At 62.7% G+C, this 26266-nt stretch carries 23 protein-coding genes and 2 pseudogenes; 14 read left to right on the top strand and 11 right to left on the bottom strand.

The genetic code is table 11. From position 1 onward, the window contains the following. Nucleotides 1-196: 196 nt before the first annotated feature. The gene (locus ROSERS_RS02285; protein ID WP_232282836.1) at nucleotides 197-1045 is read right to left on the bottom strand and encodes an IS630 family transposase; all 849 of its coding nucleotides are present in this window, start codon (nucleotides 1043-1045) and stop codon (nucleotides 197-199) included. 40 nt (nucleotides 1046-1085) lie between these two features. Further along, entirely contained in the window at nucleotides 1086-1361 is a 276-nt protein-coding gene (locus ROSERS_RS26640) for a helix-turn-helix domain-containing protein (RefSeq protein WP_041332799.1), read from the bottom strand. 683 nt (nucleotides 1362-2044) lie between these two features. Between ROSERS_RS26640 and ROSERS_RS27275 the strand changes: the two are divergent. Continuing rightward, nucleotides 2045-2212 (top strand): annotated as a pseudogene (locus ROSERS_RS27275) (phage integrase N-terminal SAM-like domain-containing protein); the annotation flags it as partial. Nucleotides 2213-2228: 16 nt separating this feature from the next. Here the strand turns inward: ROSERS_RS27275 and ROSERS_RS27270 are convergent. Next, on the bottom strand, nucleotides 2229-2525 hold the full coding sequence (locus tag ROSERS_RS27270; RefSeq protein ID WP_442969651.1) for a transposase: 297 nt from the start codon (nucleotides 2523-2525) through the stop codon (nucleotides 2229-2231). A 129-nt stretch (nucleotides 2526-2654) separates the two neighbouring features. Here ROSERS_RS27270 and nadC point away from each other — a divergent pair, with 129 nt between their 5' ends. From nadC to ROSERS_RS02250, 5 genes are all read left to right on the top strand, one after another. After that, complete coding sequence (nadC, locus tag ROSERS_RS02270; RefSeq protein WP_011955225.1) at nucleotides 2655-3545, top strand: carboxylating nicotinate-nucleotide diphosphorylase; 891 nt, start codon at nucleotides 2655-2657, stop codon at nucleotides 3543-3545. Beyond that, nucleotides 3542-4573 carry a quinolinate synthase NadA gene (gene nadA / locus ROSERS_RS02265; RefSeq protein WP_011955224.1) on the top strand — a complete coding sequence of 344 codons (1032 nt, stop codon included), beginning with the start codon at nucleotides 3542-3544 and terminating at the stop codon, nucleotides 4571-4573. The genes nadC and nadA overlap by 4 nt, the downstream gene beginning before the upstream one ends. Nucleotides 4574-4679: 106 nt before the next feature. Continuing rightward, on the top strand, nucleotides 4680-6284 hold the full coding sequence (gene nadB / locus ROSERS_RS02260) for an L-aspartate oxidase (RefSeq protein WP_011955223.1): 1605 nt from the start codon (nucleotides 4680-4682) through the stop codon (nucleotides 6282-6284). 345 nt (nucleotides 6285-6629) lie between these two features. Continuing rightward, a complete protein-coding gene (locus ROSERS_RS02255; RefSeq protein WP_049767452.1) occupies nucleotides 6630-6851 on the top strand; it encodes a hypothetical protein in 222 nt (73 codons plus the stop codon). 313 nt (nucleotides 6852-7164) lie between these two features. Continuing rightward, entirely contained in the window at nucleotides 7165-7377 is a 213-nt protein-coding gene (locus ROSERS_RS02250) for a hypothetical protein (RefSeq protein ID WP_041332792.1), read from the top strand. Between the two features lie 95 nt (nucleotides 7378-7472). Here the strand turns inward: ROSERS_RS02250 and ROSERS_RS02245 are convergent, their stop codons facing one another. The 3 genes from ROSERS_RS02245 to ROSERS_RS02235 all read right to left on the bottom strand — a co-directional run bounded on the left by ROSERS_RS02245 (nucleotide 7473) and on the right by ROSERS_RS02235 (nucleotide 12175). Continuing rightward, the gene (locus tag ROSERS_RS02245; RefSeq protein ID WP_011955222.1) at nucleotides 7473-9452 is read right to left on the bottom strand and encodes an acetyl-CoA carboxylase biotin carboxylase subunit; all 1980 of its coding nucleotides are present in this window, start codon (nucleotides 9450-9452) and stop codon (nucleotides 7473-7475) included. 563 nt (nucleotides 9453-10015) lie between these two features. After that, nucleotides 10016-10978 carry an IS110-like element ISRfsp2 family transposase gene (locus tag ROSERS_RS02240; RefSeq protein WP_011955221.1) on the bottom strand — a complete coding sequence of 321 codons (963 nt, stop codon included), beginning with the start codon at nucleotides 10976-10978 and terminating at the stop codon, nucleotides 10016-10018. A gap of 489 nt (nucleotides 10979-11467) precedes the next feature. After that, nucleotides 11468-12175: a hypothetical protein gene (locus tag ROSERS_RS02235; protein WP_232282748.1), complete on the bottom strand. Its 708-nt coding sequence runs from the start codon at nucleotides 12173-12175 to the stop codon at nucleotides 11468-11470. A 158-nt stretch (nucleotides 12176-12333) separates the two neighbouring features. Between ROSERS_RS02235 and ROSERS_RS02230 the strand changes: the two are divergent. The 4 genes and pseudogenes from ROSERS_RS02230 to ROSERS_RS02215 form a co-directional block, all read left to right on the top strand. Beyond that, nucleotides 12334-13707: pseudogene (locus tag ROSERS_RS02230) on the top strand (hydroxymethylglutaryl-CoA reductase, degradative); the annotation flags it as partial. 213 nt (nucleotides 13708-13920) lie between these two features. Then, entirely contained in the window at nucleotides 13921-14967 is a 1047-nt protein-coding gene (locus ROSERS_RS02225; RefSeq protein ID WP_011955218.1) for a hydroxymethylglutaryl-CoA synthase, read from the top strand. A 5-nt stretch (nucleotides 14968-14972) separates the two neighbouring features. Further along, nucleotides 14973-16127 (top strand): thiolase C-terminal domain-containing protein, encoded by a 1155-nt coding sequence (locus ROSERS_RS02220; protein ID WP_041332788.1) that lies wholly within the window; start codon nucleotides 14973-14975, stop codon nucleotides 16125-16127. A 15-nt stretch (nucleotides 16128-16142) separates the two neighbouring features. Then, complete coding sequence (locus ROSERS_RS02215; protein WP_011955216.1) at nucleotides 16143-16538, top strand: Zn-ribbon domain-containing OB-fold protein; 396 nt, start codon at nucleotides 16143-16145, stop codon at nucleotides 16536-16538. Nucleotides 16539-16676: 138 nt separating this feature from the next. Here the strand turns inward: ROSERS_RS02215 and lexA are convergent, their stop codons facing one another. Further along, on the bottom strand, nucleotides 16677-17333 hold the full coding sequence (gene lexA, locus ROSERS_RS02210) for a transcriptional repressor LexA (RefSeq protein ID WP_041332785.1): 657 nt from the start codon (nucleotides 17331-17333) through the stop codon (nucleotides 16677-16679). Between the two features lie 251 nt (nucleotides 17334-17584). Between lexA and ROSERS_RS02205 the strand changes: the two genes are divergently transcribed. Further along, a complete protein-coding gene (locus tag ROSERS_RS02205) occupies nucleotides 17585-18241 on the top strand; it encodes a 50S ribosomal protein L25 (protein WP_011955214.1) in 657 nt (218 codons plus the stop codon). A 222-nt stretch (nucleotides 18242-18463) separates the two neighbouring features. On the opposite strand, the gene ROSERS_RS02200 is transcribed toward ROSERS_RS02205, so the two are convergent. Further along, nucleotides 18464-18898 (bottom strand): LysM peptidoglycan-binding domain-containing protein, encoded by a 435-nt coding sequence (locus ROSERS_RS02200; protein WP_083763355.1) that lies wholly within the window; start codon nucleotides 18896-18898, stop codon nucleotides 18464-18466. A gap of 113 nt (nucleotides 18899-19011) precedes the next feature. On the opposite strand from ROSERS_RS02200, the gene ROSERS_RS02195 reads away from it, so the two are divergent. From ROSERS_RS02195 to ROSERS_RS02185, 3 genes are all read left to right on the top strand, one after another. Further along, entirely contained in the window at nucleotides 19012-20226 is a 1215-nt protein-coding gene (locus ROSERS_RS02195) for a glycosyltransferase family 4 protein (protein ID WP_232282747.1), read from the top strand. Between the two features lie 272 nt (nucleotides 20227-20498). Further along, a complete protein-coding gene (gene pdxH, locus ROSERS_RS02190; RefSeq protein WP_011955211.1) occupies nucleotides 20499-21134 on the top strand; it encodes a pyridoxamine 5'-phosphate oxidase in 636 nt (211 codons plus the stop codon). Between the two features lie 15 nt (nucleotides 21135-21149). After that, the gene (locus ROSERS_RS02185; RefSeq protein WP_011955210.1) at nucleotides 21150-22037 is read left to right on the top strand and encodes a polysaccharide deacetylase family protein; all 888 of its coding nucleotides are present in this window, start codon (nucleotides 21150-21152) and stop codon (nucleotides 22035-22037) included. Between the two features lie 191 nt (nucleotides 22038-22228). On the opposite strand, the gene ROSERS_RS02180 is transcribed toward ROSERS_RS02185, so the two are convergent. The 3 genes from ROSERS_RS02180 to ROSERS_RS25735 all read right to left on the bottom strand — a co-directional run bounded on the left by ROSERS_RS02180 (nucleotide 22229) and on the right by ROSERS_RS25735 (nucleotide 25798). Continuing rightward, nucleotides 22229-24559, bottom strand: coding sequence for an RCC1 domain-containing protein (locus tag ROSERS_RS02180; RefSeq protein ID WP_198136346.1), 2331 nt, complete (start codon nucleotides 24557-24559; stop codon nucleotides 22229-22231). A gap of 356 nt (nucleotides 24560-24915) precedes the next feature. Continuing rightward, a complete protein-coding gene (locus tag ROSERS_RS02175; RefSeq protein ID WP_011955208.1) occupies nucleotides 24916-25626 on the bottom strand; it encodes a Uma2 family endonuclease in 711 nt (236 codons plus the stop codon). 25 nt (nucleotides 25627-25651) lie between these two features. Next, on the bottom strand, nucleotides 25652-25798 hold the full coding sequence (locus tag ROSERS_RS25735; RefSeq protein ID WP_157040932.1) for a hypothetical protein: 147 nt from the start codon (nucleotides 25796-25798) through the stop codon (nucleotides 25652-25654). Nucleotides 25799-26266: the final 468 nt, after the last annotated feature.

Raw genomic sequence — 26266 nt, 5'->3', positions numbered from 1 at the left:
AGGGATATACGGAATCCGCAGATCCCTCCCCAGGGTTGACGTTTACGGCATCCGGTTCTACAACAGGACCCACCATGATCTGCTCCGGTCATTGCAAGACGGCTTATGGTCTTTGAGTAATTATTCCGCCATAGCCCGCGCAGGCGGGCTTCGCCCTGGCTAGCCGAGGGCTTATGGTCTTTGAATAAATAATCCGCTATCCGAGACCGACATACTGTAAAAGCTTTGACGAGCCGGTTGCAAACGACGCGAAGAAGGCATCCAGGTGGTTGCGCAACTGATCGAGATCCGTCGCCCAGCGATGCACGCGGGTGACCTCCTGACGCATCCACCGCCACAGCTTCTCGATCGGGTTACACCACGACGCATACGTCGGCAACGGCATCAGTTGGATGGGCAGGCGGACATCTCCAGCCCGGCGCACGGCCCGCACACTGGGGGTGGCCGGCCAATTGCCAGGACGGGAAAACGCCCAGCGGGTTGTTTGCGGCTCAAGCGCCACCAGGACATCCGGATGAAAATGGACCGGCCAATTATCCAGAATGACATCGATGCGCTCAGCCTCAGGATAGGCAGCGCGCCGGTCCGGGAAGCACGGCGCCAGCGTCGCCAGGCCAATCGTCTTCGCCCGCCGGGTGACCACCTGGCCCGTCACAACGTCCAAACTGCCCACGATGCGCAGTTCGCAATCGGTCGCCAGACTCCGTTCCGCCCGCACCTGATCGGCGCCCGCCCGCCCATACCCGTTGGCCAGGGTCGGTTGCCGGGTGACCGTGACTTCATCCAGATACACGGTCACCACCTGGTTGGGGTGCGCGCGGGCATCCTCCACCACGTCTGCGATCTCCTGCAGTTTGGCCTGATCGTGGGGATCAGGGCGATGCACATGACTGCGGGCGCGCTGCCAGGTGATGCCCAACCGATCCAGAATACGGGCGATCCCGCTCAGCGAGGCGTCGCGCCCCCACGCCAACTGGCTGCGGATGGCGTCCAGGGTCCAGCGCGTCTGGGTCAGCCCGCACTGCCGCGGGTCACGGCGGACCAGATGCTCTACCTCAGTCGCCGCCGTCTCAGGGTCATGGCGGTCAGGGGGAAAAAGCGGGCGTGCGCCCGCGTCCGTCCCGGATGGGGAGGCTATCGATGCCCTCGGCTTCCCAGCGATTCAGCCAGAGATAGACGGTTTCCGGATGGCGCGGACGCAGCAAGCGTTCGCGGGCCACGACGGCAGGCGGTACGCCAGACGCGATGAGCAGTAATGCCGCCGCCCGTTCGCGCAAATAGGGCTTGGGGGCGTGATCGCGCAGGTCTTCGAGGGCCTCCCGCTCCTCGACGGACACGTGAAGGGTCCGGCGTGCCGGCATCGCAACCTCCTGAGAAAGGCTTGACACGGATGAATATTAGTATAACGGAATATTTATTCAAAGTCCATCAGCCCCACGGCTAGCGCGGGATAGCGGAATAAATTCTCAATCGCCATGAGCCCGACGGCTTGTGCGGTAGAGCGGATTATAGCAGTTCTCAGATACATTGACCCCTGGTCGGGTCTGCCGTGTCGCGCGAGACGCCCGCTTCCGCTCGCTCCCCATCTCCGCGCCTCCGCGTGAGCCGGTCTGATGCACACAGAGACGCGGAGCACGCGGAGGGATGGCGCACAAGGCATCTGCGTTCGATGGCGGGTGCAACCCTGCCCAACCAGACCAATCTTTGTGAGAACTGCTATAATTCTCAATCTCCATTAGCCCCACGGCAAGGGCGAATACCGGATTATATTCTCAATCTCCATAAGCCGCCAAAGGGCTACGTCAAGGCTCATCCGAGACGCAATCCCTGTGCGGGTCTGGAGATGGCTTCGCCGCCTTCGATTACACTGCTTTCAGCCACATCGCAACCGGTTCGCCGCGTGGCGACGGCTCACACTGATACGGGCAGGGCAGGTGTTTGTAGCATAGCACAGCGGAACAGCTGTGTCTAGAGTCCACCCAAACCTCCAAAACCGGCCAGTCTTTCCTCCGCTCCGAAACTCCTGAACCGGACACGCCAGGTGATGCCGCTTCATCCTTATTTCATGGTAAACGCCAACCCCCCCCCAGAAATGGGCGCTCAGGAAATCGAAGCCTTTCTCACCCACCTGGCTCTCCACGAACACGTCGCTGCCTCTCCCCAACATCGGGTCCTCCAGGCTATCTTTTTCCTCTATTGCGAGGTCCTCGGACGGGAAATCACTGAGCCTATCCAGTCCCCGCGCGCCCGCAAACCCAAACGCCTCCACATCGTCCTTGTCTGTTCGGAAGCCCAGAACCTGCTCTCCTGCCTCTCCGGCGCCTATACTCCTGATCGCCCAACTCTTTCTCTCGCCCCGATGCACGGCGCACGTCCATTCGGAGCGTATCGGTGCGCCGCGCCCAGATCGCGTCCTTCCGCCACCGACGAACCGAAGGATAGACTGTCAGCCCTGGCGGGACGTCGCGGGGAAGCATGCACCAGGCGCATCCACGCCGCACGATGGGGACGATGGCATGCACCATCTCGCGGGAGAATCTCCCATCCATGTGATATTTCTCCCCGGCGCGCCTTGACAATCATCTCTAAATAGAGTAACATTGACACTAACAGGCGGAACGCCGATTTTTATTTCAGACGGGAATAGTGTAAAAATGACACTAAATCTCTCTCTCCACCCCGACATCCTCGACGCCATTCGCCGCGCGCTCGCCGAGGACGTGGGAACCGGCGATGTCACCACCAACAGCATTGTGCCGCCCGATGCGACAATGCGCGGGCGGATTGTTGCGAAGCAGGAGGGCATTGTTGCCGGGCTGGACGTGGCGCACGCGGTGTACCGCATGGTCGATGAACGGGTCGTCTTCACGACCGACGTTGCTGAAGGCGCGCGGGTTGCCAGGGGGCAGACCCTGGCGCTTGTCAGCGGTCCGGCGCGTGCGTTGCTGACCGCCGAGCGGGTGGCGCTCAACTTTCTGGGGCGGATGTCGGGCATTGCGACATTGACCCGTCGCTTTGTCGATGCGGTTGCCGGAACGCGCGCCGTCATTCTCGATACGCGCAAAACCGCCCCCGGACTGCGCATGGTGGACAAACTCGCGGTCCGGCGCGGCGGCGGGCGCAACCATCGCATCGGGTTGTACGACATGGTGCTGATCAAGGATAACCATATCGACTTCGCCGGTTCGCTGCGCGCTGCCGTGGAACGCGCCAGGGCGCACGCGCCGCACCTGGGGATCGAAGTCGAGGCGCGCTCCCTCGCCGATGTGCGCGAAGCGCTCGACCTGGGGGTGCAACGCATCATGCTCGATAACATGTCGCTCGACGCGATGGCGGAGGCGGTGCGCCTGGTCGCCGGTCGTGCGCGCCTCGAGGCGTCGGGCAACGTTTCGCTCGAAACCGTCCGGCGGATCGCCGAAACCGGCGTGGACGATATTTCCATCGGTGCGTTGACCCACTCGGCGCCGGTTTTTGATGTCAGTTTTGAATATCTCGCATCCGACGCTTCTGATGAAGCGCCGGAAACTACAGGGAGACCACAATGAACGCGCAGGAGATGTTTACGCGGTTGCAGGTGAAACTCGGCAATCTGGCGCCGGAGTTCGAGTTGCACTACAAGGCGGAACTGGCAGTCGAAATTCTGGAACTCAAACGGCAGCGCAACGCCGTCATTCTGGGGCACAACTACATGGAGCCGGCGCTGTTCCATTCCATTCCCGACTTTACCGGCGACTCGCTCGACCTGAGCCGCAAAGCCGCCACGACCGACAAAGATGTGATTGTGTTTTGCGGTGTGCGCTTTATGGCGGAAACCGCCAAAATTCTCAACCCGACAAAAACGGTGCTGCTGCCGTCGGAAAAGGCGGGATGCTCGCTCGCGGCAAGCATCACGGCTGAAGACGTTCGCGCCTTGAAAGCGCGCTTCCCCGGTGCGCCGGTCGTGTCTTACGTCAACACCTATGCCGATGTCAAAGCCGAAAGCGACATCTGCTGCACATCGTCCAACGCGGTCGCCGTGGTCGAATCGCTCAAGGCGGACACGGTGATCTTTGTGCCCGACGAATACCTGGCGCGCAATGTCGCCCGCGAGACCGGCAAACATATCATCTTCCCGACGCTGCACCCGGTGAATGGCGACACGCTGCTCGATTATCAACTGGTCGGCTGGCACGGACGCTGCGAGGTGCACGAAAAGTTCACCGTCGATGACATCCGGCGCGTGCGCGCGCAGTTCCCCGATGTGGTCATCCTGGCGCATCCGGAGTGCAGTCCAGAAGTGGTGGCGGCAGCGGATTTCGCCGGCAGCACCAATGCCATGATCCGCTATGTGCAACAGACCCGCGCGCCGCACTATCTGTTGCTCACCGAGTGCGCAATGGGCGACAATATCGCCGCTGCCAACCCGGAGAAGGATATGCTGCGTCTCTGCATGGTGCGTTGCCCGCATATGAATATGATCACTCTGGAAGATACCCGTGACGCCTTGTTGTTCAACCGGTATGTCATCGAGATCCCGGAAGACATCCGCCAGCGCGCGTATCGCGCAGTGGAACGGATGATCCAGATCGGGTGAGACCTGGACGTAGCCTGATCTTTTGTGACGATCCTTCTGGCAGCCGGCGCATCGAGCCGCCGGACTGTGGTTTCGCCCGACGGGCGACTGGAACGAGAGAAAACCGATGAAAACCACCGATGTTTTGATCATCGGCGCCGGTATCGCTGGCGCGGCTGCGGCGCTCGAACTGGCGCGCAATCCGCGTCGCCATATTACGCTGCTGACGCGCGAAATTGATCCGTGCGAATCGAACACCCGCTATGCGCAGGGTGGCATTATTGCGCGTGGACCGGACGACTCCGCCGATCTGCTGGTGCGCGACATTCTGGCAGCTGGCGCCGGTGCTTCATCGTCCCGCGCCGCGCAGATCCTCGCCGAAGAGGGACCGCGCCTGCTCGAAGAGGTGCTGATCCGCACGGCGCGGGTCGAGTTCGACCGCACACCGGACGGCGATCTGGCGTATGGCAAAGAAGCGGCGCATTCGCGCCGCCGCATTCTTCACGTTGGCGATGGAACCGGCAGGGCAATCATCAGCGCCATGATGGAAGCCATTCGTCAGCGCCCCAACATCGAAGTTATGACCGGTCTCACCGCCGTCGATCTGATCACCTCGCCGCACCATTCGCACAACCCGCTCGCAGCGTATGAACCTGTCGTCTGCCATGGCGCATATGTGTTTGAACGGAAACGCCGCACCGTCCACCGTACCCTCGCCACCTTCACCATCCTGGCGACCGGCGGGCTGGGGCGCCTCTACCGCAACACCACCAATCCGCCCGGCGCGCGCGGCGACGGGCTGGCAATGGCGCATCGCGCCGGTGCGCGCATCGTCAACGCCGAGTATATTCAGTTCCATCCCACTGCGCTCGCCGTGCCCGGCGCCGAAGGGTTCCTGATCAGCGAAGCGGTGCGCGGCGAAGGGGGCATTCTGCTCACCCCCGAAGGTCGTCCTTTTATGCACAAATACGCGCCGGAATGGAAAGACCTGGCGCCGCGTGACGTTGTTGCGCGCGCCATCCACGCCGAAATGGAAGAACACGGCTACTCCCACGTTCTGCTGGACATCGCCTCGCGGCTGAAACCGGACGTCATCCGTTCCCGTTTCCCTAACATCTACGCTGAGTGCCTGCGGGTCGGCGTGGACATCACCCGTGAGCCGATACCGGTCGTTCCGGCGGCGCACTACTCCTGCGGCGGGGTGCTGACCGATGAATGGGGGCGGGCGAGCATCGCCAACCTGTACGCGGTCGGCGAAGTCGCCTGCACCGGACTGCACGGCGCCAACCGCCTGGCATCGACCTCGTTGCTCGAAGGTCTGGTGTGGGGCGTGCGCGCCGCGCGCGACATCGAGGCGCGTCTGAACAACGACCCGGCGATCATCCGTCCACCGGCTCGCGACATCCCGCCGTGGGACGAGTCGGGATTGACCGAGGACTCCGACCCGGCGCTCATCCAGGGTGATATGCAGACCATTCAGAACATCATGTGGCACTATGTCGGGCTGATCCGCTCCGGCGACCGGCTCTCGCGCGCTATCCGTGAACTGCGCCACCTGCAAAACGAGATCGAGACCTTCTACCGCGCCACGAAGTTGAGCGATGGACTGATCGGGCTGCGCAACGCCGTCGAAGCGGCGCTGATCATCGCCCAGGCGGCGCGGCATAACCGCCAGAGCCGCGGGTGCCACTACCGCGTCGATTCAGTTGCAGTGGGAGAACGGTTGTTGTAGATCCGATGACCAGCACCTGTGTTGCCGTCGCCATCACAGGTGCGCCCCCGTGACCTTCAAGATATGTGCGATACAAACCTCAGACTGCATCACAACTCTACCTTGATTGCTAGTTGACGACCACCGACACCTCTGGCACGATCGCGGGCGCCAAACCAACATCATCGCCAGGAGGAGCCGACGGTCGCTCGCCCGATGATGCCTGCTTTTGTCGTGATCGACACGCTGATGGACCACCTGGGGCATCGCCGTGATGTGCGGGCGCAGGTTCCCGACTCCGAGATTCTGACGATTGCGGTCGTCGCCGCCACGTAGTTTGGCCGTCATCACGAACGGGCGGCGCCGATGATGCGCGAGTTAGGCTCTCTGTCGGGGCGGATCAGCGTCTCGCGCTTCAATCGTCGTCTGCATCAGCTCGCCGATTGGATGGCCTGGATTCCGGACGTGTTGGGGGAGGTGTTCACCACGGGCGACGGGTTCATTATCGATAGCCTCCCCCTGCCAGTCTGCCGTCGCGTGCGCGCCCGGCGCTGTCGGAAGGTGCGCGGGCGCGAATTCTGCGGGTAGTGCGCGGCGAAACGGGAGACGTTCGTTGGATGGCGTGTGCATCTGGTCTGCCGCCCGGATGGCGTGCCCGTGCGCGTTCAGATGCTGCCCGCAGGGGTGCATGACCTGACGACCCCCCCGAACCCCCCCGCGCGCGGGGGGGACTGGGGGGGTGCGTATGGCCTGCCCACCGGGGCGCGGCGGTTGGGCGTAGCGACCGTAAGGGCGAATAATTATTCGCCCTTACGGTCGCCCTTACGGTCGCCCTTACGGTCGCCCTTACGGTCGCCGCAACAGCGCCGCTGATGAGGCCAGCATCCTGGCGGAGACGGGGGTGCGCCTGGTCCCGATGCGCCGGGCGACCATGCGTCCGCACGCCTGGTTTATGGACGCCATCGAATTGCGCGCATATCGTCATACGATTGAGACGGTCAACAGTCAACTGGAGAAGATGGGCATTGAGCGGCTTTACGCACGTACCAATGCCGGGTTTGAACTGAAGGTGCACGCAACGCTCATTGCACTCATCTGTACGAACATGAACTAGCAATCAAGGTAACTCTGTATCTCCAAAACCCCCGCTGCTGCCGATCCGGGCGCCGCCGCGCTGCGCCCCTACGTCGCCTCGCGCCTCATCCTTCATCACCCTTCTTCCATTTCGACCAGCGTTGCGCCTTTGGCGACCAGCGCACCGACAGCGTAGGGCAGACGCAGGATGATGCCGTCGTGAGGGGCGGCGACGATATGTTCCATTTTCATCGCCTCCAGCACCACCAGCGGTTGGTGCGCCGCCACGCGATCCCCTTCGTTCACCAGAATGCGCACAATCGTGCCTGGCATCGGCGCTTCCAATCCGGCGCGGCTGTGACTATGCCCGCGCACCCCAAGATGTTCAACATCGAGCGTTGCGTGAGAGAGATAAAAACGCTTCCCCTGCCATTCGACGCGCAACCCGGCGCCGTCGCGCGCTATGCCAAACCGCTCGATGCGTCCGTCCGTCGTGCGCACGATCAGGTGATCGGGGTGCGTTGCCAGCACCCCGACGGTGCAGGTCGTTCCATCGATCTCAACGCGCCACTCGCTGGCGCATTCGGTGACGCGCACACAACGCTCGCGTTCCCCGTCACGGTAGCGGAGCGGCATATCGGCACGCAGCAGGCGCCACGGTCCCAGCGCAGACCACGGATCGCGCGCAGCGGCTCTTCCGAACGGCAGCGCGAGAACATCGGCGATTGCCGCCGCCAGCACCACCTCGTCCGGCAGAGGCGCAGGCGCAGGGAGACGCGCCGCTACCTGATGGGTCGTCAGAAAATCGGTGGTCGTTTCGCCAGCGGCGAATGCCGGATGTGCAGCGATAGCGCGCAACAACGGCAGGTTGGTCGTCACGCCTTCGACGGTGCAGGCATCGAGGGCGGTGCGCAACTTCGCAATTGCGACGGAGCGATCATCGGCATGAACGATCAGTTTCGCCAGCAGCGAGTCGTAGTACAGCGTTACCTCGTCACCGGTTTCAAAGCCGCTATCACAACGAATATCGTCCGGCAGATCGAAGCGCGTGAGCCGTCCACCGGCTGGCAGGAAGGTCACCGGGTCTTCGGCGCAGAGGCGCACCTCGATGGCATGCCCGCGCTGCTGCACATCTTCCTGGCGGAAGGGAAGGCGCGCGCCGCCGGCGATAGCGATCTGCAACTGCACCAGATCGACGCCGGTCACTGCCTCGGTGACCGGATGTTCGACCTGTAAGCGCGCGTTGACTTCAAGGAATGCAAAACTGCCGTCAGTTTCGTCGTACAGGAACTCCGCAGTACCGGCATTCACGTAACCGGCGGCGCGCGCGAGGCGCACTGCCGCTTCGCCGATCATCTCGCGCTGTTTGGGAGTCAGCGCGGGGGAGGGCGATTCTTCGACAATCTTCTGGTAGCGACGCTGGATCGAGCACTCGCGCTCGAACAGATGCACGGCGTTGCCATAGGCGTCCGCCAGGAACTGGACCTCGATATGGCGCGGACGGGCAATCAGCTTTTCCAGGAAGACCGTATCATCGCCGAACGCGGCGCGCGCCTCGCGGCGGGCGCTCTCCAGCGCCGGCATCAGTTCATCGGCGTTCGTGACGATCCGCATGCCGCGTCCACCGCCACCCGCGCTGGCTTTGATCAGCAACGGATAACCGATCCGCGTCGCCTCGCGCAGCAGCGTCTCGTCACTCTGATCGGCGCCGTGGTAGCCGGGCGCCACCGGGACGCCGGTAGCGAGCGCCAGGCGGCGCGCGGCGATTTTATCACCCAGCGCCTCGATCGCTTCCGGCGGAGGACCGACGAACGCCAGACCGGCATCGCGGCAGGCGCGCGAAAAAGCAGCGCGTTCAGAGAGGAAGCCGTAGCCGGGATGGATCGCCTGCGCACCGGCGCGCAACGCTGCCTCGATGATCGCCTCGATGCGCAGATAACTCTCCGGCGCAGGCGCGGGACCAATCGGCAGCGCCTCGTCCGCCATGCGCACGTGCAACGCCCGACGATCCGCCTCGCTGTATACGACAACGGCGGCAATACCCATCGCGTGACAGGCATGAATGATCCGAACGGCGATCTCGCCGCGGTTGGCTATCAGAAGTTTGGCAAACACGGCTTTTGTTCGACTTCTCTCATGCGTGAGCGGATGACGGAGAGTGTCCCGCGCGCCCTCCGATGGTGTCTGGTTCGATCAATCACTGCGCAGGACGTTCTCTGTGAGATGCCATTATAGTGCAGATAGCGCACCTTCTGGCAACCAGGCGGCGGGGTTCTGAATAGCCGATAGGCGATAGGCGATAGGCGATAGCCGATACTCGATACTCGATAGCTGATAGCCGATAGGGGCGCCTGGCGTGGGGCTGATGGAGATTGAGCATTGAATCCGCTCTGCCGAATGAGCCGTCGGGCTGATGGAGATTGAGCAATACATCCGGTATGCGCCCTTGCCGTGGGGCTGAAGCCCTCGGCTATGGAATGCAAAGCCCGCCTGCGCGGGCTTTGGCGGATTATAGCAGTTCTCAGATACATTGACCATCGTCCGGGTCTGCCGTGTCGCACAAGGCGCCCGCGTCCGGCGACGGGTGCAGCCCCGTCCAACAGTCCCTGCGGGAACCGCGCTGCCTCCGCGTGAGCTGGTCTGATGCACATAGAGACGCGGAGTAACTGTGTTGCTTGTCAAGGGGCGCTCGTATGCACAGCCGGATCCCAGGGCTTTTGCTGACGCAATATTGCGCCGAGAATAGTCAGCAGCTTGCGCATCGCAGCGACGATGGCGACCTTGCGCGGCTTGCCAGCTTGACACAGGCGCTGATCGAAGGCGCGCCTGACCAGACGGCGCCGCGTGGCCGCCAGGGTCGCCATGTACAACACGCTGCGCCCATCCCTCCTGCCGCCGGAGATATGCCGGGGTTTGTGCTGTGCGCCGCTCTGATTGGCATACGGCGCAACGCCCACAAAGGCCGCCGCTTCCGTGCGATTGATGGTCCCCAGTTCGGGCAGGCGGAGCAGCAGGTTCAGTGCGGTGATCGCGCCGATGCCGGGCACGCTGTCGCGCAGCTCCCGTTTCCGGCGCACCTCGTCGGTGCGCTCCGCCTCGTTGTCGCGTTCCTGCTCAAGCGCACGGATCTCCTGATCCAGCCAATCAATATGCTGCTGGATGCCCGGGCGGAGGTTCGGCGCGGCAGCCGTCAACCGATTGATCTCAGCCGTCCGCATCTGAATCAACTGCTCCCGCCGGACCAGCAGGTCGCGCAAGGATGCGCGCTGCTCGTCCGTCGCCTGGTGGTGCGGCGGGCGCACCCGTTCGGCAAAGCGGGCGAGCAACCGGGCATCCAGGCGGTCGGTCTTCGCCTGGCGTCCTTCCGCGTGCGCCAGGGCGCGCACGCGGCGTGGCTGCACCCGCGCCGTCGGCAAGCCAGCCTGGAGCAGTTGGGCGAACACCATGCGCTCCAGCCCGCCGGTCGCCTCCAGCACAATCAGGGTCGGCTGCAGGCGCTGGAGTCGCGTGACCAGGAGCTGGACACCTTCGTCGGTAGACGGTATCGTCTCGCGTGGCGCGTGCGGGTCGGCGCCAAACGCCACATCCAGCGTCTGTTTGGAGACATCAATGCCGATAAAGAGCGACTCACGGGAAGCCATACACAGAACCTCCTGAGGAAAACGGCGCCAGCCTTGCTAGCATATGCGGGTTTGAGGGCCCAGATAACTGTTCGGCTTGGTCGCGTTGAAGGACACGGCTACCCAACACTCCGCGGCGATCTCGTGAACCTGGCGCAGAACGGTATACCGTGTCCCGTTAGATTATACTAGCACGCGGAGGGATGGCGCACAAGGCGTCTGCGTTCGATGGCGGGTGCAACCCCGCCCGACAAGCCCAATCTTTGTGAGAACTGCTATATTTACTCAAAGACCATACGCCCTCGGCTCTACGAGGTGAAGCCCGCCTGCGCGGGCCAGAGTCGTGCACCCTGCTCCAGGAGCGGGAGAGACGCCACCTCCGGTGCGCGCGCCTCCGGCGCGCATCCGGACGCCACCCTTCCCCTTCTCCCCGTGTGGGTTGAAAGGGGGGCGGGGGTATGAGGAGCAGCAGGAGAAGAGGCAGGGGAACGAGGGGAAACACTGCCCCCTTCACCCCTCAACCTTCCTGATCCCCAGCGGAACCAGCGCGCCGTCATGCCAGATCCCTTCGACCTGTACCATCCCGTAGCGCACCGCGCCGCCGGGGGCGGCGGTGAGGCGTGCCAGGAGTGCGGCGTCGCGCAACGGGGCGCGCAGTTTCACCTGGCGCGCCTGGGGCGCTGGCGCACCGCCGGGATCAAGCGCCTCGACGAGCACTGCTTCGCCGGCGCTGGCAACCAGCGCACCGGTCACCCGCACCGCCTGACCGGATGGCGGCAGCGCCGCCAGCAGCGCGACCGTCGTTTCCTGCCAGGGAAGCGGCGTGAGGGTCGGCGCGCGCATCCGGTAACCAAAGGCGCCCTCCGGTCCGAACGCTCCTGGTCCTTCCAGATCACCACTGACGGCGACCGCCAGGTACTGCGCATCACCGGAAGGCTGAGCGCGCCTGACGATATCGGCGAGCCGGTCATCGGGATCGAGCCACACCTGGCGATCAGGCGGATCGGTGGGGAGAGGGGTTGCGCCAGCGCTGAAACTCAACCCTGCAACCAGGCGCGCGCCGCTTGCGTCGATCAGCAGGTACGCCCCGATGGGTCCTGATCTTCGAGGCGAGGCGAGCGCCGTGTCGAGGGGAATAAACGTCGGTGCAGGAAGAGAAGCGTCGCCTGGCGACTGACTGCATGCCGCCAGAACGATACACATTACCATGGAGAACATGAAGAGCTTTTGCATACCCTGGTATCGTACCACGAAAGTGTCAGACAGATGTTTGATAGGTTTTGACAGCTTTCACAGGGTATTTGAAGGGATCTCCCTGCTATACTCGCCCGTAACAAACTACGGAATGTGCAAAACATCACAGGAGAAACAACACGCATATGGGAACGCGCAACTCACGGATCAGCGGGTTCTATCACCTCAGCCCCCGCGAACGCCTGGAAGTCGTCCGGTCATTCGACGGGCTGAATGATGAGGATCTGCGCCAGCTCCACGGCGGCAATGGCGCCCTGACCGTCGAGCGCGCTGACAAGATGATCGAAAACGTAATCGGCACCTTTGAACTGCCGCTTGGTATTGCGACCAACTTCCTGATCAACGGACGCGATGTGCTCATCCCGATGGTGGTCGAGGAGCCATCGATCGTGGCAGGCGCAAGTTATGCGGCAAAACTGGTTCGTGATGGCGGCGGGTTCCAGGCCAGTTCAACCCCGCCCCTCATGATCGGTCAGGTGCAACTGGTTCATGTCGCCGATCCGCAGCGCGCCCGGTACGACATCCTGGCGCAGCGCGACGCTCTTCTGGCACTCGCCAATCGCCAGAGCAGCAGCCTGGTAGCGCTCGGCGGCGGCGCCAAAGATATCGAGGTGCGCTTCTTTGAAACCAGCCCCATGGGACCAATGCTGGTGGTGCACCTGATCATCGACTGCCGCGACGCGATGGGCGCGAATGCAATCAATACCATGGCAGAAGCAGTGGCGCCGATGCTCGAAGAGATCAGCGGCGGCAAGGCGTACCTGCGCATCCTCTCGAACCTGAGCGACCGACGCCTGGCGCGGGCGCGGGCGATTGTGCCAGCGCAGTCGCTGGCGCGCGACGGTCTGAGCGGCGAAGAGGTTGTCGAAGGGATTCTGTGGGCGTATGCATTTGCGGTCGTCGATCCGTACCGCGCAACGACCCACAACAAGGGGATCCTGAACGGCATTGATCCGGTGCTGATCGCCACCGGCAACGACTGGCGCGCCGTCGAAGCTGGCGCACACGCCTACGCTGCACGCAGCGGTCGGTACACATCACTGTCGCACTGGGAGCGTGATGCGCACGGCAACCTGGTCGGCACGCTCGAAATGCCGCTCGCGGTTGGCGTTGTCGGCGGTGCGACGAAGGTTCACCCGGCGGCTCAGGCAGCGCTCAAACTGCTTGGGGTCACCCACGCGCACGAACTGGCGGAGATCTGCGTCTGTGCCGGTCTGGCGTCGAACCTGGCTGCAATGCGCGCCCTGGCGACGGAAGGCATTCAGCGCGGGCATATGAGCCTGCACGCGCGCCAGATCGCGCTGGCTGCCGGCGCGCAGGGGTCTGAAGTGGATATCATTGCAGCGCGTATGGTGCAGGAACGCCAGATTAAGCCAGCTCGCGCCGAAGCGCTCCTGACGGAATTGCGCGCTGCCGGAACAGGGCAGGCGCCGTCTGCAATGGAACCGGACCACTCCGCCGCAGTGGTTGAAACCACGTCTGTATCTGGCGGGTAGGGCGTTCAAGCAGCGCGTCTGATCCCGCGCTTCGTCAGACCACGCCGCACAGACAGCGAAGGGGAAAGATACCTGACGTTTGACATCACCTGACTGACGACCTGGAAGAGAACCCGGAACGCTGCATCCCGCCGTTGTGATGCAACCACGTATGTGCAGACGCACGGTGTGCGTTCCGCGTTCTCTTTTCGTGTGTCTGGAGGAGCATTTCTTATGATGAAGCCTGAACGACCTGTCGGTATCACGGGGTATGGCGTCTACATCCCGCGCTTCCGTATCGCAGCGCGGGAGATTGCCCGCATCTGGGATGGCGCTAGCGGAACGCCGGTCGACTCGAAGAGCGTACCCGGTCCCGACGAAGATACGATCACAATGTCGATAGAAGCGGCGCGCAACGCGCTGGCGCGGGCGCGCATTACGCCCGATCGCCTGTCGGCAGTCTGGGTTGGCAGCGAGAGCCACCCTTACTCGGTCAAACCGTCCGGCACGCTGGTCGCCGAGACGCTCGGTGCAACGCCGTGGGTCAGCACGGCAGATTGGGAATTCGCATGTAAAGCCGGTTCTGAAGCACTGACCGCTGCGATGGGAATGGTCGGCAGCGGCATGGCGGAGTATGTGCTTGCGATTGGCGCCGACACGGCGCAGGGTCGTCCGGGCGATGCGCTGGAGTACACTGCCGCAGCCGGTGCAGCTGCGCTGATCGTCGGTCCGGCGATGGATGCGGTCGCGGTCATCGAGGGAACCACCTCGTATGTAACCGACACCCCTGACTTCTTTCGCCGCGCCGATACGGCGTACCCGGTGCACGGGCATCGCTTCACCGGCGAACCTGCCTATTTTGGTACGGTGCGCAGCGCAGCCGAAAAGTTGTTGCACGATCTGGGCGCAAAGCCGTCGGATTTCACCTATGCCGTGTTCCACCAACCGAATACGCGCTTCCCGCAGACGGTGGCACGACAACTGGGGTTCACGCCGCAGCAGATCGCGCCGGGGTTGCTCTCGCCGAAGATTGGCAATGCCTATTCGGCAGCGGCGTTGCTCGGTCTGTGCGCCATTCTTGATGTGGCGCAACCAGGCGATACGATCTTTGTGACCACCTACGGTTCAGGCGCAGGCTCCGACGCCTATGCGCTGCGGGTGACTGATGCGCTGCCGGATCGTCGTGATCGCGCACCGTTGACCGCCGCCTATCTGGCGCGCGAAACATTTGTCGATTACGCCGTGTACGTCAAGTGGCGCGGCAAACTGGTGATGGAGTGATGGTTATGCGACATGTCTATATTATTGGAACCGGCGCAACGCCGGTTGGAGAACACTGGGATCGCAGCCCCGCGTCACTCGCAATCGAGGCGTTGACCGGTGCGCTGGGGACTATCCCTGCATCACGGATTGGCGCGCTCTATGTTGCCAGCGCTCTCAGCGGATCGCTGCACACCCAGAGTCAGATGGCTGCGCTGATCGCAACCGCCGCTGGCATCCCCGGTGTCGAAGCCGTGACCGTCGAGGCAGGCGGCGCGTCGGGTGGAGTGGCACTGCGCCAGGCATGCCTGGCCGTTGCAGCCGGTGCGGTCGATCTGGCAATGGTTGTTGGCGTCGAAAAGGTGACCGATGTGCTTGATGCGCGGCGCGAAGCGGCGCTGGCGCTGGCTACCGATGTTGATTGGGAAGCCATTCACGGGGTGACGCTGACTGCGCTCTGGGCGTTGCTCATGCGGCGCTACATGCACGAGTACGGCTACACTGCCGACGATTTTGCGCCCTTCCCGGTCAATGCCCACGCGAATGGCGTTGCCAACCCACGCGCGATGTACCGTTTTGCGATCACCGCCGAGAAGGTGCGCAGCGCCCCAATGGTTGCCGAACCGCTCGGATTGCTCGACTGTTCGACCGCTGCCGATGGCGCGGCTGCCGTGCTGATCGCCAGCGAAGGTCTGGCGCACGAACTCTGCGCCACGCCGGTGCGCATCGCAGGCTCGGCGACGGCGACCGACACGCTGGCGCTGCACAGCCGCCCCGATCCACTGTGGTTCCCGGCAGCGGCGCACTCCACAGCGGCGGCGCTGCGCACGGCGCGCCTGACGCATAGTGACGTGCAGGTATTCGATGTGACCGACCCGCACGGTATCGCAGCCGCGCTGGCGCTTGAATCGAGTGGGTTCGCCGAACGTGGAACAGCCGTAGCGCTGGCGCGTGAAGGCGCAATCACGCCGAAGGGGCGGTTGCCGCTGGCGACCGGCGGCGGGTGCAAGGCGCGCGGTGACGCGGTTGGCGCCAACGGCGTGTATCAGATTGTCGAACTGGTTGCACAGTTGCGCGGGCAGGCAGGCGCAGCACAGGTGAACGGCGCGCGCGTCGCACTGGCGCAGTGCATGGGAGGCATTGGCGCCACGGTCGCAACACACATTCTTGCGCTCGAATGAGGTGGAGGTTCAACGATGGATCTGGCAAAACACTGGCGTCTTCGCCATGCGCGGTACCGTCTGGAGGGGCAACGCAACCGGCTTACCGGTGAAGTGCGTTTTCCGCCCGCGCCGCCGCTTCCGGGCGAACGTGAAGATATATGGGAGCCATATATCCTGAAAGGACGTGGGCGCATCTACTCGTTCAGCGTTGTGCGCCAACCGCCGGAAGGGTTCGACGATCAACCGCCGTACCTAGTGGCGCTCGTGCGTCTGGATGAAGGACCGCTGGTAACCGCGCAACTCACCGACTGCGATCCTGATCAGGTCGCAATCGATATGCCGGTCGAAATGGTCACGCGCCGCCTGCGTGATCTTGGACCGACGGGTCTGATCGTGTACGGCTACAAATTCCGCCCGATTGTGTCGTAGCGTGACCTGGCGTCGTCGCAGCGGCGCCGGGACATGACGCTTCTGCCCCATAATGGCAGGTGGGCAAAGGCAGTACCTTTGCCCACCTGTATACTCTTCGCCCCTGAGCAACATAGCACAGGGCGCAGAAGCTTCGTTTCACCACATCGACCGCAGCACACCAACGACGCGCCCCTGAATATGAACGCGCGCTGCATCGACGTAGATCGGCTCCATAGTGACGTTAGCAGGTTGCAGACGCACCTTATCGCCCTCGCGATAAAAGCGCTTGAGCGTCACGGCATTATCGTCCTCGATGCGCACCGCGACCATCTGACCATTATCGGCGGTCTCCTGATAGCGCATCAGCACAATATCGCCATCGTCGATCAGCGCATCGATCATCGAATGACCACGCACCTTCAGTGCATAGACGTTCTGCAATTTCTCAGGCGGCGCCAGATCGACAGGAACCTCGATCATCTCGACGGCGGTGGTGCTCGTGTCTTCCGGGTTGGGCAGCGGCTGACCGGCGGTAATGACACCCAGGAGCGGCACCCGACCGCCCTGCGCACGGCTCAGGGGCATCGGTGTCATGTTCTTGATCTTGATGCCGCGCGATACCCTGCCGTCGCGATCAATCAGGCCCTTGCTCTCCAGAGCGCGGAGATTGTAGGCAACAACCGATGTCGAGGAAATGCGCAGACCATCCTGTATTTCGCGGATGGAGGGCGGATAGCCGTGTTCCTGGGTAAACTCCTCGATGAAGCCAAGAATATCGCGCTGCCGCGCCGAGAGTTGATCTGATGATCGCATACGTTTTGCCCTTTCATCTGGCGCCGTTCCACAGAACCGCAAGCCTGTTCGATAGAACTTTTGTGGTAGATTCATTATGACATAACACACCTGTTCTTGTCAAGCCCATATTTTCTACTTTTTCTCCCTCACTACGCCCGGTTTGCATCTCGTCGCGCGGTATAGTACAATGCGCGACTCGGAGCTACCGGGCAATGCCCTTAGCTTGAGGCGAAGGTATTTGCAACACGATAAGGAGCATCGATTTCAGTATGTCGGAAAAATTCACACTATCGCTCGAACCGCGTTCGGTTTTGGGCAAGAAGGTCAAACGGCTGCGGCGCAGCGGCATCCTGCCGGCGACAGTCTATGGGAAGGGCATCGAACCAATTGCCGTGCAGATCGATGCGCGCAGTTTCCAGGCGATCTATCGCCAGGCCGGGCGCACCTCGCTGATCGAACTGCACATCGCCGGTCATCCGCCGCTCGCAGCGTTCATCCATGCGTTGCAGCGCCATCCGGTGACGCGCGATATTATTCATGCCGATTTCCGCGCGGTCGATCTGCGCCAGGAGGTGGAGGTGGCCGTCCCGCTCCATATCGAAGGGAAGTCGCCGCTTGTCGAAAGCGGCGAAGCAGTGCTGAACCAGGTGTTGAGCACAATCGAAATCCGTGCGCTGCCAACCGCAATCCCTGCTCACATCACGGTCGATATCAGCGCGCTCGATTCGTTCGACAAGAGTATCCACGCGCGCGATCTGATGCTGCCGCCCGGCGTAACGCTGGTGACCCCCGGCGAGGAACTGGTGGTGGGTCTCGCGCATACGCGCGCGGCTGAGGGCGAAGAAGAGGAGGCGGCAGCCGAGACGCCAGCCGAGCCGGAACTGGTGCGCGAACGCCGCGAGTCGAAGGAAGAGGAAGAAGAATAGTCTTCGTTTCCCCGGAATCAAAAAACCCTCGCTGTTGCGAGGGTTCTTTGTTTGCCCTGGGCATCACCGCGGATGGACTTAGCGCACCACCTCGACAGTGATGCCCTTACGCTTATTACTCATGGGCATCACCTCCTTTACGCCTGAACGGCAATTTTGAAGGATTGACATTGCAAATATACCGAAAATCGCTTCGCCTGTCAAGCGCCATTTTTCCGGTCACTACGGGGTCGCCAGTGTCGGGGTTGCCGGCGCCGGAGTTTGATCCGCCGTCCCCGCACTAAGGGTCGGCGTTGCCCGCAGCGACGGCGATGTATCCACCAGCGAGGGGATGATCAGCGGTTGCCCGACCTGCAATGAATCAGGATCGGTCAGGCCGTTGGCGGCCATGATCTCAGCAACCGTTGTGCCGAATGCGATTGCCAGTTCGCTCAGCGTATCGCCCGGCTGAACGATGTACAGCCCGGCTGGCGTCGGTGAGGGAACGAGCAATGTGGCATATGCGGTCGCAGTGGCGTCCACATCCAGCGTCGGCGCTGGAGTGATCTCAAGAATGACCGGCGCCGTCGGGCGCGGGGTTGTCGGTTGTGGCGGCGCAGGGAGTGTGCATGCCGACAACCATGCCGTCAGGATCAGGATCAGGACAATGCGGATCATACGATGTCCGGTATGCTGGCAGATACTCGTCAACCCGAGTGCCATCACAGATGTGCAATCTTGACGCACCCCAGGGAGCGTGCTATCCTCAGCGGCGCGGCGGAGATGGGAAAATGGCTCCTTTCTGCGCCGCAGCGCCACTGCTGACGATGCTGGTCATTATAGCACGAGGTTCATTACTTGCTATGAGGATCGCGCTCGACCTGCGCTTTGTCAATGATCACTTTCCGGGAATCGGACGCTATGTGTTCAGCCTGGCATCGGCGCTGGTCTCCCTGGACGCGCCGCACGAGTTTGTGTTCCTCTCCACGTCGGATGCGCCGCGCCGCACACACGAACGACCTGGCTCTTTCGCTGCCGCAAATACGCGCTATGACCTGGGGCATCTGCTGCGTGCGTCGCAGGTGCTGGCGCTTGCCGCTCCACCTCCCTTCAGCGTCGCCGGACAGGTTGCTCTTCCTGCGTTGCTGCGGCAGGCGCGCGCCGATCTCTTCCATGCACCCTACTATCTCTTTCCCTATGCCGGTCTCCCGTGTCCTGTCGTAGTGACGCTCTATGACATCATTCCGCGCCTCTTCCCACGTGAGTCGTCGCTGCGCGCGCGCCTGTTCTTCGATCTCTCGACCCGGCTGGCGTTGTGGTCGGCGCGACGGGTCATCACACTGTCACGCTGCGCACGCGACGATATTGCCCGCGTATACCGCATGTCGCCAGCGCGCATCGATGTGGTGTACGGCGCCGCCGACGCGCGCTTCCGCCCCGCCGACCCGGCAATCGTGGCGGAGGTGAAAACACGCTATCGCCTGCCAGACCGCTACATCCTCTGTGTGGCATCCGACAAGCCGCACAAAAACGTTAGTACACTGGTAGAGGCGTGGCGCAGGTCGGCTTCTGGACGTTGCGAGGCAGCGCCTTTGCTCGTGCTCGCCGGTCACCGTGACCGTGGGGTGTTATCCTTTGACCATCCCGCCATTCGTGATCTGGGAGCGGTTGCGGAAGCCGATCTTCCCGCCCTGTACAGCGGTGCGCTGATCTTTGTCTATCCGTCGCGCTACGAAGGGTTCGGCCTGCCGCCGCTGGAAGCGATGGCATGCGGTGCAGCGGTGATCTGTAGCCGCGCTGGAAGTCTGCCAGAGGTCGTTGGCGATGCAGCGTTGCTGATCGATCCCGACGATCCGGGGGCGCTTGCAGCGGCAATCGACCGCGTCCTGGCAGATACGGCGCTGCGTGCGGCGTTGAGCGATGCCGGGCGTCGGCGCGCTGCAACGTTCTCGTGGCAGCGCACCGCCGAAGAGACGCTGGCGGTCTATGCGCGGGCAGTACGATGAGGGATTCGCTCCCTCATCCCCCAACCCCCTTCTCCCACACGGGGAGAAGGGGGATTCTGGGCGTCCTGATGGCTGAAACGGGAGATGGCACGCAGGGGCTTGCCAAAAAATCTACCCCTGTGAGCCCCTCATCCCCCCTGCCCCCTTCTCCCACAAGGGGAGAAGGGGGAGATGTGGAGCGTGCTGGATTGATTCAGCCCGCAGGGCTTTGGCTCGTCATCTGGCATGCGCCCTCTGAGGCGCGGCGGTTGTCTGAAAAAGGAGCACGACGTATGCCTCTCGCCGATCTGCGGAAAGAGTACACCCTGCACGGGTTGAGTGAGTCCGACCTCGACCCCGATCCGTTGCGCCAGTTTCAGCACTGGTTCGATCAGGCGCTCAACGCCGGGTTGATTGAACCGAATGCCATGACGCTGGCAACCGCCACCCCCGATGGCAAACCATCAGCACGGATGGTGCTGCTCAAGGGAGTGAATGCTGGCGGGTTCGTCTTTTTCACCAACTATGAGAGCCGGAAGGGATTGGAACTGACAGCCAACCCGTGGGCGGCGCTGGTGTTCTACTGGCCCGAACTGGAGCGTCAGGTGCGCGTCGAAGGGCGCGTCGAACGGGTCTCGCCGGAGGAATCCGACGCCTATTTCGTCTCACGACCGAACGGCAATCGCATTGGCGCATGGGCATCGCGCCAGAGCGCGGTCATCAGCAGTCGCGCCGAACTGGAACAGCGTGTCGCCGAACTGGAGGCGCTCTACGCCGACCGCGACATCCCGCGCCCGCCATACTGGGGCGGGTTCCGGGTTATTCCTGATATGATCGAGTTCTGGCAGGGACGCCCCAACCGCATGCATGATCGTCTGCGCTACCGACGCACCAACGACGGATGGATCATCGAACGATTATCACCATAACACTGGAGTACTCCCATGAACCCAATCCTGGCACATCTCGGTTTCCGCCCCGATGATCGGGTCGTCATCATCCATGCCGACGATCTCGGCATGTGCCACGCGACCATTCCCGCCGTTGCAGAACTTTTCGACGCGGGGCTGGTCTCGTCGGCGGCGACGATGGTTCCCTGCCCCTGGTTTCCGGCAGTCGCCGCATATGCCCGCGCCAACCCCGCCGTTGATATTGGCGTCCACGCCACGCTCACCTGCGAATGGGAAGCCTGTCGCTGGGGTCCGCTCAGTACACGCGAACCGGCATCGGGGTTGCTGGACGATGAGGGGTACTTCCACCGCACGACCGCTATGGTTCAGGAGCGCGCCGATCCGGCTGCGGTTGCTGCGGAACTGAACGCTCAGATCGACAGGGCGCTCGCAAGCGGTATCGATGTGACCCATATTGATTCGCATATGGGATCGGTGTTTGCCCCTCATATGCTGCCGGTGTACCTTGCTGCCGCTGCGCGCGTGCATGTGCCGCCGCTTGTGCCACGCCTGAGCGAGGAACGCATGCGTGAACAGGGCATGCCGGACGAGATGATTGCCTTTGCGCGTGAGAGCGCACAACACCTGGAGGCGCAGGGGGTGGTGATGGTCGATGATCTGATCGGCATGCCGCTCGACCGGTATGAAGAACGGATCGAGACGGCAAAACAGGTGCTTGGCACATTGAAACCGGGGCTGACGTACCTGATCATCCATCCGGCGATTGACACGCCGGAACTACGCGCCATTGCCAGCGACTGGCGCGCCCGCGTCGCCGATTACCAGGCGTTTTGCAGCGCCGAACTGCGCGCCTGGGTTCGTGAGCAGGGCATTCAGGTCGTCGGCTGGCGCCCGATACGCGACGCGATGCGCAGTCGGTAATCATCGGTATACTCCTACAGCGAAGCGCAGAATTATTGAACCACGTGCGTGCCGGGTGCGCGGGTGTCCTGCCCGCCTGCACGCAAGACGTGCGCGACCCCGGCGTTCAACTGGTCTGCGCTTCGCTGTAAATAGCAGCAAGGGGGGAACCTTTTCGTTCCCCTCTGCGTGCATAGAAACTCTTCCTGCGGCTATGGCCGATACACGACCGGAATGAACACCTGATGCGGGATGATTACCACTGTGCGCGGCAGCGGGGAGTAGTCCAGCGGACTAATGCCTAATCGACCGAATAGATTACGCCCCCAGCACCGCGCCGCGCCGGTATTCAGCACGGCGCAGGTATGCTCGCTACCCGCCGCCAGCGCGGTTATTCCGCTCAGTCCGCTCACCGCCACCGGCGTCAGGCGGTCGGTCGTCGTCCCGTCACCCAGTTGCCCAAACTCGTTCTTCCCCCAGCACTGCACCGTTCCCGTCGGCATCAGCGCGCAGGTATGATTAGCGCCTGCCACCAGCGCGGTTACCCCGCTCAGCCCGCTCACCGCCGCTGGCGTCACGCGGTCAGTGGTTGTCCCGTCACCCAGTTGCCCAGACGAGTTCCGCCCCCAGCACTGCACCGTTCCCGAATCCATTAGGGCGCAGGTATGATTGGCGCCTGCCGCCAGCGCGGTCACCCCGCTCAGCCCGCTCACCGCCGCTGGCGTCACGCGGTCGGTTCTTGTCCCGTCGCCCAGTTGCCCAGACGAGTTCCGCCCCCAGCACTGCACCGTTCCCGAATCCATTAGGGCGCAGGTATGATTGGCGCCTGCCGCCAGCGCGGTCACCCCGCTCAGCCCGCTCACCGCCGCTGGCGTCACGCGGTCGGTTCTTGTCCCGTCGCCCAGTTGCCCAGACGAGTTCCACCCCCAGCACTGCACCGTTCCCGTATCCAGCAGGGTGCAGGTGTGACTATTGCCCGCCGCCAGCGCGGTTGCCCCGCTCAGCCCGCTTACCGCCACTGGCGTCACGCGGTCGGTTCTTGTCCCGTCGCCCAGTTGCCCAGACGAGTTCCGCCCCCAGCACCGTACCCTCCTCGTATCCAACAGGGCGCAGGTGTGACTATCGCCTGCCGCCAGTGCGGTCGCTGCGCTCAGCCCACTCACCGTTACTGGCGTCAACCGGCGTTCCGTCGTCCCATCGCCCAATTGCCCAGACGAGTTCCGCCCCCAACACTGCGCTGTCCTCACATTCATCAAGGCACAGGTGTGACCATCGCCCGCTGCCAGGGAGGTCGCCCCGCTCAGCCCGCTCACCGTTACCGGCGTCAACCGGCGTTCCGTCGTCCCATCGCCCAGTTGCCCAGGGGAGTTCTCTCCCCAGCACTGTGCCGTCCTCGTCTGCAGCACGGCGCAGGTGTGCCTATCGCCTGCCGTCAGCGCAGTTGCCCCGCTTAACCCGCTCACTACCACCGGCGTCAACCGGCGTTCGGTCGTCCCGTCGCCCAGTTGCCCGAACTCGTTCCGCCCCCAGCACTGCACCGTCCCCGTCTGCAGCAGGGCGCAGGTATGCACACCACCCGCTGCCAGCGCGGTTGACCCGCTCAGCCCGCTCACCGACACCGGCGTCAACCGGCGTTCGGTCGTCCCGTCGCCCAGTTGCCCAGAGGAGTTTAACCCCCAGCACTGCACTGTCTCCGTCTGCAGCACGGCGCAAGTGTGGAAGTCACCCGCTGCCAGCGCGGTCACCCCGCTTAGCCCGCTTACTGCCACCGGCGTCAACCGGCGTTCGGTCGTCCCGTCGCCCAGTTGCCCAGATGAGTTCAACCCCCAGCACCGTACCGTGCCCGTATCTAGCAGGGCGCAGGTATGCTCGAAACCTGCTGCCAGGGCGGTTGCCCCGCTCAGCCCGCTCACTGCCATTGGCGTCAGGCGGCTGGTTCTCGTCCCGTCACCCAGTTGCCCGGCCCCATTCCCTCCCCAGCACTGCACCGTACCCGTATTCAGTGCAGCGCAGGTGTGACGACCACCCGCCGCCAGCGCGGTCACCCCGCTCAGCCCACTCACTGCCACCGGCGTCCAGCGGTCGTTCGTCGTCCCATCGCCCAGTTGCCCATGCTCGTTCTCTCCCCAGCACCGCACTGTCCTTGTATCCAGCAGAGCGCAGGTGTGCCTATCGCCCGCCGCCAGCGCAATCACCCCGCTTAGCCCGCTCACCGCCACTGGCGTCACGCGGTTGGTTATCGTCCAATCGCCCAGTTGCCCGGAAGAGTTCAATCCCCAGCACTGCACTGTCCCTGTATTCAGCAGGGCGCAGGTATGATATCGACCCGCCGCCAGCGCGGTCACCCCGCTCAATCCGCTCACTGCCACCGGCATCGCGCGATCAGTAGTCGTCCCGTCGCCCAGTTGCCCAGACCCGTTCCATCCCCAGCACCACACTGTCCCTGTATTCAGCAAGGCGCAGGTATGATATCGACCCGCCGCCAGCGCGATCACCCTGCTTAGCGGTAGCGGCGATGCCGGAGCTTTGCCCGGATTGGTCATGAGTCTCCCCTCGCTGCCGGTGCTGTCTATCCAGGTGTGTGCTACACCTGGGTACAGATACCTATCGAGTTTGACCGGTCGTTTATCAATTGCCACATCCGACACCTTTCTTGCCTGTGCTGGCGTGGACGAGAGCACTAATGTCAGCGCGATGAGGGCGATGATCACGTTCCGCTTTCGCATTGCGTAGTCTCCTTCCTCCTGCTGCTAACAGAACTTGTACGTGTTCACATTTCTCCTGGGAGCAAGGTCATCTTGCCCGCGTCGTCGACGCGATGAGGGCCGGACGCCCTCGCTCCCAGGCGCGTGTGTTAACCGAGGTGTGAACAGTTGCCAGAATACAGATTCTTCACCCGCTATATCTCATCCGGCATCTCAACCCCGAGTTCACGCAGTTTTGCCCAGGCTGCTTCACGGGCGGCGCGTTCGGCTTCCGCCTCTGTCGGCGCAATCCGACCGTCGGGGAGCATGAGGCGGAGCAGAGCGCCGTCGGGTACGAGCCAGCATTCCAGTTCATCGCTCCAGACACGCCCCTGTGCATCGGCATTGACTTCGACAACGCGGTCGCCTGTGCAGCGCCAGACGCGCAGCCGACCCATTGCAGCGGGCCAGTATGGAGGATCGTTCGGATCATAAGCAATGTACTCGCGAACTCCCAAATCTGCATATCTGGCCGGTTTTTTGGAGATATTCGCCTGCCACGTTTCTTCGGAACTGAACTCAAAAACGACCTGAGGCGGGGGACGATTCGCTTCATATAATCTCCAACTGCGAAACTCACGTGATGCCGGGTTGGGGATGCTGATTCCCTTGAATACTGCAATATCGGGCGCCATTGGATATTCGTAGCGACGACGATGACGATAGATGTTGAGATTACTGACGATAAAGCAAGGTCTGGCGCGGAACAGATGCGTCAAGACACTGAGCAGGTAGTGGATTAACGTCGATTGCGCCGCGCTCTCACCCATTAAGTCCTCTTTCGTAGGATGCATATCGTAATAATGGACGAATGGTTGCTCATCAAGATCGTGAGCAACCATTCGTGATGGCTTCTTTATTCGCATCGAACCTCTCCTTCCTGATTGGAGATCATCCGTCAGGCTGATTCTGGTCCTTTTTGCGCGATGCGCCAGAGCGCCGCACCCGCCCGCGCACATAACCGCCGCGAAACGCCAGCGCCAGGAGGAATGCCAGTATGAAGAAAATAATCAGCGCCTCGCCCCAACCGATTGTCATGATACTGCTTTCCAGCGCGTTGGTTCATTCCAACGCAGCACAGGATGAGTGATTTTCTGTATTCCAGTGCGCTTTTGCCCGTCATCCCCCTGCCCCCTTCTCCCACAAGGGGAGAAGTGGGATTTTGGTCGTCCTGATGCCTGAAACGAGAGAGGGTGCAGACTGAAGCCCTCCGTGAGCGATTGGAAGCCCCTGCGAGGATGGAGCGTCTCTTCCGGTGTGGCGCGCCGGAGGCGCGCGCACCTGAGGTGGCGTCTCTCACACTCCTGGAGCAGGGCACACGATTCTGGCCCGCGCAGGCGGGCTTCGCCTCCCATAGCCGAGGGCTGATGGTCTTTGCGTCATTATTCCGCTCTAGCCCGTGCAGACGGGCTTCGCCCTGGATAACCAGGAGCTCATGGTCTTTGAAGAAATAATCCGTCATAGCCCGCGCAGGCGGGCTTCGCCTTGCATAGCCGAGGGCTGATG

Origin of the sequence: Roseiflexus sp. RS-1 (assembly GCF_000016665.1) — a bacterium.
In the GTDB taxonomy this organism is placed as follows: Bacteria; Chloroflexota; Chloroflexia; order Chloroflexales; family Roseiflexaceae; genus Roseiflexus.
Note: the sequence above shows the minus strand (reverse complement) of the source record. Positions and strands in the feature narration are given on the sequence as shown.

Excerpts from the sequence above, each read along its gene's own strand:
- ROSERS_RS26640 (WP_041332799.1), bottom strand. The coding sequence starts at position 1,361 with ATGCCGGCACGCCGGACCCTTCACGTGTCCGTCGAGGAGCGGGAGGCC.
- ROSERS_RS27270 (WP_442969651.1), bottom strand. The coding sequence starts at position 2,525 with ATGGTGCATGCCATCGTCCCCATCGTGCGGCGTGGATGCGCCTGGTGC.
- nadC (WP_011955225.1), top strand. The coding sequence starts at position 2,655 with ATGACACTAAATCTCTCTCTCCACCCCGACATCCTCGACGCCATTCGC.
- nadA (WP_011955224.1), top strand. The coding sequence starts at position 3,542 with ATGAACGCGCAGGAGATGTTTACGCGGTTGCAGGTGAAACTCGGCAAT.
- nadB (WP_011955223.1), top strand. The coding sequence starts at position 4,680 with ATGAAAACCACCGATGTTTTGATCATCGGCGCCGGTATCGCTGGCGCG.
- ROSERS_RS02255 (WP_049767452.1), top strand. The coding sequence starts at position 6,630 with ATGATGCGCGAGTTAGGCTCTCTGTCGGGGCGGATCAGCGTCTCGCGC.
- ROSERS_RS02240 (WP_011955221.1), bottom strand. The coding sequence starts at position 10,978 with ATGGCTTCCCGTGAGTCGCTCTTTATCGGCATTGATGTCTCCAAACAG.
- ROSERS_RS02235 (WP_232282748.1), bottom strand. The coding sequence starts at position 12,175 with ATGTTCTCCATGGTAATGTGTATCGTTCTGGCGGCATGCAGTCAGTCG.
- ROSERS_RS02225 (WP_011955218.1), top strand. The coding sequence starts at position 13,921 with ATGATGAAGCCTGAACGACCTGTCGGTATCACGGGGTATGGCGTCTAC.
- ROSERS_RS02220 (WP_041332788.1), top strand. The coding sequence starts at position 14,973 with ATGCGACATGTCTATATTATTGGAACCGGCGCAACGCCGGTTGGAGAA.
- ROSERS_RS02215 (WP_011955216.1), top strand. The coding sequence starts at position 16,143 with ATGGATCTGGCAAAACACTGGCGTCTTCGCCATGCGCGGTACCGTCTG.
- lexA (WP_041332785.1), bottom strand. The coding sequence starts at position 17,333 with ATGCGATCATCAGATCAACTCTCGGCGCGGCAGCGCGATATTCTTGGC.
- ROSERS_RS02205 (WP_011955214.1), top strand. The coding sequence starts at position 17,585 with ATGTCGGAAAAATTCACACTATCGCTCGAACCGCGTTCGGTTTTGGGC.
- ROSERS_RS02200 (WP_083763355.1), bottom strand. The coding sequence starts at position 18,898 with ATGATCCGCATTGTCCTGATCCTGATCCTGACGGCATGGTTGTCGGCA.
- ROSERS_RS02195 (WP_232282747.1), top strand. The coding sequence starts at position 19,012 with ATGGCTCCTTTCTGCGCCGCAGCGCCACTGCTGACGATGCTGGTCATT.
- pdxH (WP_011955211.1), top strand. The coding sequence starts at position 20,499 with ATGCCTCTCGCCGATCTGCGGAAAGAGTACACCCTGCACGGGTTGAGT.
- ROSERS_RS02185 (WP_011955210.1), top strand. The coding sequence starts at position 21,150 with ATGAACCCAATCCTGGCACATCTCGGTTTCCGCCCCGATGATCGGGTC.
- ROSERS_RS02180 (WP_198136346.1), bottom strand. The coding sequence starts at position 24,559 with ATGACCAATCCGGGCAAAGCTCCGGCATCGCCGCTACCGCTAAGCAGG.
- ROSERS_RS02175 (WP_011955208.1), bottom strand. The coding sequence starts at position 25,626 with ATGCGAATAAAGAAGCCATCACGAATGGTTGCTCACGATCTTGATGAG.
- ROSERS_RS25735 (WP_157040932.1), bottom strand. The coding sequence starts at position 25,798 with ATGACAATCGGTTGGGGCGAGGCGCTGATTATTTTCTTCATACTGGCA.